This is a genomic window from Calothrix sp. CBUCES-K 9914, from assembly GCF_059640475.1.
In genome coordinates this window covers 1-8,284 of sequence record NZ_JBXXZH010000341.1, presented here as the reverse complement: position 1 = coordinate 8,284, position 8,284 = coordinate 1, and the positions used below count along the sequence as shown (strand labels likewise).

6 protein-coding genes and 2 tRNA genes are annotated in these 8,284 nt (G+C 40.3%); 5 read left to right on the top strand and 3 right to left on the bottom strand.

Features of this window, described 5'->3' with window-relative positions:
- The first annotated feature begins 671 nt into the window (after positions 1-671).
- The 4 genes from AC2JBO_RS40495 to AC2JBO_RS40480 all read left to right on the top strand — a co-directional run bounded on the left by AC2JBO_RS40495 (position 672) and on the right by AC2JBO_RS40480 (position 4,438).
- Positions 672-3,566: a DUF4912 domain-containing protein gene (locus AC2JBO_RS40495; RefSeq protein WP_496959278.1), complete on the top strand. Its 2,895-nt coding sequence runs from the start codon at positions 672-674 to the stop codon at positions 3,564-3,566.
- A gap of 68 nt (positions 3,567-3,634) precedes the next feature.
- On the top strand, positions 3,635-4,168 hold the full coding sequence (locus tag AC2JBO_RS40490) for a DUF937 domain-containing protein (RefSeq protein WP_496959277.1): 534 nt from the start codon (positions 3,635-3,637) through the stop codon (positions 4,166-4,168).
- Positions 4,169-4,235: 67 nt separating this feature from the next.
- Positions 4,236-4,316, top strand: a tRNA-Tyr gene (locus tag AC2JBO_RS40485).
- A 50-nt stretch (positions 4,317-4,366) separates the two neighbouring features.
- A tRNA-Thr gene (locus AC2JBO_RS40480) sits at positions 4,367-4,438 on the top strand.
- Between the two features lie 55 nt (positions 4,439-4,493).
- Here the strand turns inward: AC2JBO_RS40480 and AC2JBO_RS40475 are convergent.
- Positions 4,494-4,736 (bottom strand): hypothetical protein, encoded by a 243-nt coding sequence (locus tag AC2JBO_RS40475; protein ID WP_496959276.1) that lies wholly within the window; start codon positions 4,734-4,736, stop codon positions 4,494-4,496.
- A gap of 628 nt (positions 4,737-5,364) precedes the next feature.
- On the opposite strand from AC2JBO_RS40475, the gene AC2JBO_RS40470 reads away from it, so the two are divergent.
- On the top strand, positions 5,365-6,324 hold the full coding sequence (locus AC2JBO_RS40470; RefSeq protein ID WP_496959275.1) for a lysophospholipid acyltransferase family protein: 960 nt from the start codon (positions 5,365-5,367) through the stop codon (positions 6,322-6,324).
- A gap of 46 nt (positions 6,325-6,370) precedes the next feature.
- On the opposite strand, the gene AC2JBO_RS40465 is transcribed toward AC2JBO_RS40470, so the two are convergent.
- Entirely contained in the window at positions 6,371-7,231 is an 861-nt protein-coding gene (locus AC2JBO_RS40465; RefSeq protein WP_496959274.1) for a DUF6671 family protein, read from the bottom strand.
- Positions 7,232-7,460: 229 nt separating this feature from the next.
- Complete coding sequence (hemJ, locus tag AC2JBO_RS40460) at positions 7,461-8,018, bottom strand: protoporphyrinogen oxidase HemJ (RefSeq protein WP_496959273.1); 558 nt, start codon at positions 8,016-8,018, stop codon at positions 7,461-7,463.
- Between the last annotated feature and the right edge of the window lie 266 nt (positions 8,019-8,284).

The following is an 8,284-nucleotide window of genomic DNA, read 5'->3' as shown; positions in this document are numbered from 1 at the left end:
AGTGCTGAGTGCTGAGTGCTGAGTGCTGGGTGCTGAGTGCTGGGTGCTGAGTGCTGAGTGCTGAGTGCTGAGTGCTGAGTAGTAAAGTAGCTTAGAGTAGTCCAAGAAATAAATTATCCCGTAGGATAGGCGTCTCGCCTGTCCGTGGGATATCTAAGTCGGACATCTGGGACAGATATCCTACATGTTGATTTTGGGGCATTTTTTTTTTTTATTGGTTTACTCTTAATTCGATTTGTACGAATATTGATTGTAGAGACGCGATTAATCGCGTCTTTACACAATGGGTGTGTTTTATTGCATCTACTATTGGATAGATTTTTTATAAATATATTTGCGATAGATATAAGGTAAATATTTATACTTAAAGGTAAACTTTTTATACCAAATGTAAATAAATAATAATATGGCGTAAAAGTGGAGCTAGATGTATTAAAAGAATCTTGTGGAATGTAGAGTAGGTAACTTTTATAGCGGAAAATTAAGGTTTGGCACCACTTTGAATGTGACTTGCGTAACTTTGATGTTTTTTGGTTAAATCAGCAATAAAGTTTTTTTAAATACCCGGTGTATAACATAATATTGTTCTGCATCACGTCCGGTTGACGCAAGTTCCCAGGCTTAAGTTAAGCGAGCTAACGTTTGAAATTGAAATAGGAGCAACTGTAAAGGTGTCCCATCAAAAGAGTTCCTTATCCGCATTAGCGGTTTTGTTAATATTGAGCGCTGGTGTACCAGTAATTACAAATTCAGCTTCTCCAGTCGTAGCTCAAGAAAAGACACCAAACGCTTTCCCATTGCCGAAACAGGTTAAAGAAGGAACGGTGGTGCGGGTGAATGGTTCGAGCAGTATGATGAAAATCAATGAGGCTCTAACGAAGAAGTTTGAAAAGCAGTATCCAAAGACTGATGTTAAGGTTGCTTACAATGGAACCGATGCAGCACTGAAAGCTGTTTTAGAGGGAAAAGCTGACTTAGCATCTATTGGTCGTCCACTTACCGATGCAGAAAAGGCAAAGGGGTTAGTAGCTGTACCTGTCGCGCGTAATAAAATCGCGTTGTTTGTAAATAAAGACAATCCTCTCAAAAAGAGTATTACCATCAACCAATTTGCTCAAATTTTCCGAGGACAAGCTTCGGATTTATCACAACTCAAACTTGGTAATGGTAAAATTCGTTTGGTTGACCGTCTAGAAACGAGTGATACTCGAAAAGCATTTCAAAATTACCCAGTTTTTAAAAGTGCGCCATTTAAAGCTGGAGCAAATGCTGTCAAGGTGAAGGAAGATAGCACCGACGCTGTAATTAAAGCATTAGGGAAAGATGGTATTGGGTATGCAATTGCTGACCAAGTTGTGAAAAATCCGAACGTGCGAGTCGTTCCGATGCACAATGTTTTACCAAGTGACCCACGCTATCCTTTCTCCCAACCTTTGATGTATGTTTATAAGGGAGAAAAACCATCCCCAGCAGCACAAGCGTTTTTGGGTTACGCAACTGCGAGCGAAAATCAAAAAGTTGTCGAACAAGCAAGAGCAGCTAGCGCAGTTGCTACTTTACCTGCATCAAATCAAAATCCGAAGCTCCCAACGACTAATTCTAAAGAACCTAATAACGCTAATAGCGACAATACAAATGTTGCATCGGTGCCAGGTTCTTCAACTTCTACTTCAACTTCTACTTCAAATAGAGGGGATACAGAGTTCCTTTGGTTATTACCGCTTGTCGGACTACTCGGAGGTGCATTGTGGTGGTTGACGAGAAAAAACAGCGACGAGCCAAAAACTGCTGTTGCACCCACTACGATTGAAACATTACCTGTTACACCTGTCGCTCCAGTTGTTGAGAGCAAGAGTGAGAGTCGAATGGTTTTAACTGCTCGTAATGCTCAAAATGCATACGCATATTGGGAAATTCCTCACCAAGCTCAAGAAGATTTGCGACGAGAAGGTAAACGTGGTTTAAAACTACGTTTGTATGATGCGACTGATACTGATACTGATTTACAAGCACCCACTCTTGTCCAAGAATTGAATTGTAACGAGCGTGAACCAGATTTACACGTTCAAATACCAGCTGCTAACCGTGATTACTTTTCTGAGATTGGCTACACGACAAATGATGATGAATGGTTAAAGGTTGCCAGGTCTCCAATTATTCGCGTCACTCCAGATACAGGCATTTCCCATACTCATGAGCAGGTCGAAGCAAATACTGAACAGTTACAAGCTGCTTCACTTTGGGCTAATCAAGACTTAGTAGCTCTAACTGCTACTGTAGGAAATACAGTAAAAGATACAGTAAAAGATACAGTAAAAGAAACTGTAGAAGAAACTGTAGAAAGTACTGCTGTTGGAAATCATGGAATTGGTTTGGCAGGCGCCGCAGCAGCAACAGCAGCATCTGGAGCAACACTTTTCAATTTATTCAATAAGAAAAATCAGCCCAAAACCGAGATTCAACAAGATAGTAACGCTGTAGATACTGTAGATACACCAAATATTCTAGATAGAGTAGATATCATAGACAATACTACTTCTATCGGTTTAGATAACGGTCAACTAATTCTTGTACAGCGCACTAAAAACGATGCTTATGCATACTGGGAAATACCACCCGCGCGTAAAGCTGATTTTATTACACTTGGTGGACGCAAACTTGCGCTTCGTCTCTACGACATTACAGATGTAACAAACAATACAGATGTAGCAGATATTAATTTGAATGGAATTGAGCCAATACAACAGTACGATTGTAATCAAGACAATGATTTGCACATTCGTATTCCTGCAAATAACCGTGATTATGTGGCACAGCTTGGTTACATTCGGGATGATGGTAGCTGGTTAAAGGTAACAACTTCCGAACCTGTGCGGATATCATCTTTGGCGCCAGTTATTGAAGCCGAAGAATCACTGAGATTAAATGCTAAAAATAATACTAAGGGTGATACTAATGGAAAAAATGGCGCCGTTGAAACATCACCCGCATCAAGCACAGTCGAACCAGCTAATACAAATAAACAGACTTTGAACTGGTTTGATAAAGCAGCAAAAATTGGCAGTGCTGTCGCTGGTGCTGGTGCTGTAGCTGTAGGAAACGTAACCAAAGCTTTCGATGCCAACAGTAATAAAGAAGCCAAGAGTACTAAAGAAATCAATAATACTCAAGATAACGGTATTCAAGAAACCAATGATACTCAACACTTATCCTCAAACGGTAACGGACATCAAAAAGCAGAAAAGAAACAATGTCAAATAATCCTCGTACCCCAAAACTATCGAGATGCTTATGCATACTGGGAAGTCTCAGAAGACTATAAACAAGCAGCGCGCGACCAAGGTGGACGTAGATTTGTGCTGCGAGTCCACGACTCAACCAACTTAGATATCGACTATCAACAACCACACGCAACATTAGAGTACGCTTGCGATGAACACGAGTTCGATAAGCACATAGGCATTCCCGTTAGCAACCGTGATTATATTGCTGAAGTAGGTTATTACACTTCAGATAAACGCTGGATACGAATTATTCGGTCTTTCCACGTTCGTGTTAGCGGTTAGAGACACAAAAAACTGGGTTTCTATACAAAAAAACCCAGTTTCTTATTTTTCACAAGGAGATAAAATCAATGAGTCTTTTCTTCGACCTTTTGAGCGCTGTTAATAATCCAAACCAGCAAGCAAATGTTCCCCAACTTGCTTCTATAATGAGTTCTGTTCAAAGCTTGACAAATAACCGTGGAATGCAGCCTACTCAGGTGCAAACTATGATGTCTATTGTCGGTAATATGATACGTCCCGTTCTCAAACAACAGCAAACTACGATTGGTAGTGGTCGTTTAGAGAACTTAATAAATCAAGTCGTTGCGAGCGGCGCCTCTGGTAGTGCATTTGCAACGCTTGTATCGCCGACTTTAATGCAGCAAATAGCAGAAACAGTAACTAAGCAAACTGGTATGAGTCCTAACCTTGTCCAGTCAGCTTTACCAACAGTAGTTTCCGCCGTATTGGGTTTATTACAAATGGGCGCCCCACAAACAGGCGCCTGGGGTAACTCCAACCCGTTATTAAATTCTTTCCTAGATAGTGACTCTGACTCTGACACCGACTTAGGCGATGTCATAAAATTCGCCAACCGTTTCCTAAACCAAAACGCTGCCTAAAAATTTTTTCTTCCAACCCCTTGTAATTTTTGCTGGTTGTGCTATTATTATTTATCGTAGAGTACTTGGGTCGATGTCCGAGTGGTTAATGGAGACGGACTGTAAATCCGTTGCGAAAGCTACGCTGGTTCAAATCCAGCTCGGCCCATACTCTAGTAGGGACGCGATATATCGCGTCTCTACAACTAATAAATATATGCCCATGTAGCTCAGTGGTAGAGCACACCCTTGGTAAGGGTGAGGTCACGAGTTCAATCCCCGTCATGGGCTTAAGGTAAGGGTTCTCAGTCAAAAGTTGGGAACCCAATTTGTATTTCAATTAACCTTATTGGCTATGAGCATAAGGAATAATAATATCTGGATAACCAGGGTATACAACAATAAAGCGCTCGACACCAATATCCAAATTTGAGAGCGCAGAAGCTTCTTTAAAGATTGCTCTTCTTGTATCTGGGTTGACACAGCGCATGTACAAAGTGTTATATTTTGGGTCAAATTTGAACTGAGAAATACCCCACCACGGAAATTTGTGAGTTAAGAATTGAGAAATAATTAGCAGCGGACTCATGACGAAGAGCGTCTCCTGGCTGGTCGAAAGTATTAGCGTTCCAACTTTCCCTTTCAAGATTCAGCATTTTTTCCTAAATCGTTGTGACGTGGCTCGCTAGTTTACTTCAACCTGGCTGATTAGATTTATATATATTTACAATTAGAATCGCATTTAAACACCAATTTCAACTCTAGTCTTAATATTCTTTTTAGATTCTGGTATTTACCATAAGTAGTTGATGTAGTATGTGTCAGGCACCATAGGGTATATATGTGATTTTGTGAAGTGGTGTCACGCACAATTTCAGATAAATTACATAAATTTAACATTGATGTCATAACCAGTTCACATTTTATCGAGTATAATTGGAGTAATGCAAACATTGAGTTTGCTCCTCACACCACACCATTACTTCTTTGTCTTAAGACGAGGAAGTTTTTTTTGTAAATTTTTAGAGGGGGCGCCTGAAAAAAAACCGTCACTATGGCAGTTATGTATCTGTCCACTGATATCGTGTTTATGGTTTGAGGTATGGAAAGTGTTTGGTTTATATCCATGCGGACATTTGGAGAAACTGCCCCTATGGAGATATCAAGGTGTTAGTCATAGATTAGTTTGGATATATGAGAGTGATAAAAATAAGTGAGTGAGTAACAGCGTTATGGTATCAATGTTGCAGCATCCAGTTCAAACATCCGAGAATAAACAACTACCGTCTTTATCTCAATCAACAATTCAGCGTGCAAGTGAGGGTGTAGAGTATGCTCGTTGTATAAAAAACAACAAAATGATTGACCAAGCGCTGCTATCGCAAGAAAATGCAATTAATGGGGTTAAGGAAAATCGAATTAGTGGAACAATTCGACGCGCGGTGTTACGGGGACTAATTCATTTATTATTTCGCGTCAAAGTTGAAAATGCCGAAAGAATACCTAACACTCCAGTAATGTTTGCAGCTAATCACCTCAATCATATCGACCCGTTTTTACTGCTATCAGAATTACCAGCAAAGCCTTATTTTCATATCTTAGGCGATGCGCGCACATTATATAACAGTCGTTGGAAGAGGATATTACTGCACTTTGCCAAAGGAGTAATACCGCTAGAAAGAATATGGAAAGAAGAAATAGCAGTAGTCGAAGCGGCAAAAAATGGACGTAAGGACTTAGCGGAGCTTGCTGCGTCCATTGAAGAATACGTCCCCAAGGGTAACTCAATCGAATCAATGCGAAGATTAGACCGTATAGTCAGCGGCATTTTCGCGCGCAATGAAAGTTTGATGCTATTCCCCGAAGGTAAACTCGGCAGTGTTGAAGGTGAACTATTACCCTTAAAAAAAGGCGCCGTCATTTATGCCATGCGTTCAGGCATACCAATAATACCAATAGCATTGATTGGAACAAAAGACTTATTCTTCCGCAAACAATTAACAGTCAGAATTGGCGAACCATTAGTATTGTCTCAATGTTCGCGTCCCAAATCACACCAGGTACAAGCAGTAGTAGACGAGCTGCAAACAGCCATACAGAAATTGCTACCTACAAATTACCAAGAACCGACAGGCGCCAAACTATTCGGCAACTTTCTCAACCACCTTTTTTGGTAATAATTCTCATATCTCTTGTGGAATGGGCATCCTTGCCCGTTTCACATTAGGGATTACAGTACATACATTGACTTGGGTCTGCGAACTCTATAGCATCAGGATATAACTTATCTTCCTTATACCCACACTTCTTACACTGATAAATGACAGATTTAGTTAACAAAGATGGTGCATAGCATAACTCACAAGGTAAACCCGAAATTCTCTCTCGTATTTCAAAACCAGGCACCGAACATTGAGGACAGCAGTTATTTATTTTACTAATTAAATTACGAGTAGCTTTCTCAATACTCTTCATGCGTGTAGGGTTATACATCGCGCGCATATCAGTTTCAATATGTGCTTTAAGCGTTGTAGAATGGTTTAATACAAAATTCACAGCTTCGGTAAGTTTATCTAGGGTTGTAATACCTTTGAAAACTTCGCTACTATTCTTAGGGTTTTCATCAAACATCACAATTAAGCCATGCTCAGGAAAACCCACTTTGTTAGCAAACTCATAAGCTTCATTAACACTAGTGATAATTTGATAACTATGGTTGGTATCAATTGAAAACTCTTCGCCAATAATCTCTAAATCATTTTCTTTGTCAATAAAAATAACTATTTCACGATTGCTGGAAATATAAGGTAAGCTAGGATGTGGTGCAAAACTTCCTTCACTTGCTACAGCGATTGTTTCACACGTCATTTCTAATACTTCGAGAGCTTTAATACGTGCAGCTTCTATTTGCGTACCAGGTCGTTTGAATTCACGAGTAAAAGTACCGAATGTGTCTGTATTAAAATTAGCTGGCACTATGACTTTTAACCCTAATTCTTCTAAAATAGGCGCCATGACTCGCTCTTTTTGGTGCATGGTTGCCAGCACAGCTACGCGGTTGGTAAATAATGATTGTATTAGCATTTTGACTTATATTTCTCTGCGCTCTCTGTGACGGGCGTGGTGAAAAATTATTTTATTTTACCACAGAGACGCAGAGTACACAGAGGCAAGTCATTCACAAATTTTGGTGCGTGACGCTACTAGACAGTCGCTTCGTTTTGAGATAGTTGGTAGCGTCATTCACAAATTTTGGTGCGTGACGCTACTAGATAGTCGCTTCGTTTTGAGATAGTTGGTAGCGTCACGCACCCTACACTGCTAATTCTTTTTCTTTATCAAGGCGCCGTTTTCGAGCATAAAGCTGGATAGTAACAGCCATGAGGACAACTAGTCCAAAAATTACCCAGACGGTTGTATCTGTGGGTAAGCTATTTTTGAACACTGCGAGTAATACAATAGCAACTAGTAAAAGAGTAGGTGCCTCATTAAGCGCGCGCATTTGTTTACTCGTCCACTTACAGGTTCCCGCTTCAAGTTGCTTCATCAAGCGTTTGCAGTAGTGGTGATAGCCAAGTAACAAAACAACAAAACCAAGTTTAACGTGTAACCAAGTTTGGTGTAACCAGTCAGGTTGAGAAACCAGTAACCCAATAGCACAAGCGACAGTCACCAACATCCCAGGAGTCGTGATGATATTGTAGAGACGCTTCTCCATAATTTGATACTGTTTTTGAAGTATCGTTTTCGCGGGTTCAGGTTCTTGTTCAGCCTCAATATGGTAAATGAACAGGCGTACTAAGTAAAACAAACCAGCGAACCAAACGACAACGCCAATAATGTGAAATGCTTTAAACCAGGAATAAGCCATTGAATCGTAACCTGCCTTTGTTAAAACTTTGCTCTAAGAGCCACATATCCTATAAATAACACCTTACGCCAAAATGCCTTCATTAAACCTGCTTGATTCTTGCTGCCTTGTGGCGGTTGTCTTGTGGAACGGGTGTCCTCGCCATTGGTGTCAACTTAAGGTTTCAAGCCATTTGTCAACGAGAGATTTTGTTAGTGACGAACTATAAAGACGAACTTTTGCCTTGCTTTTATACGGAATTTAAGAGCGATGCGAATAAACAAAGC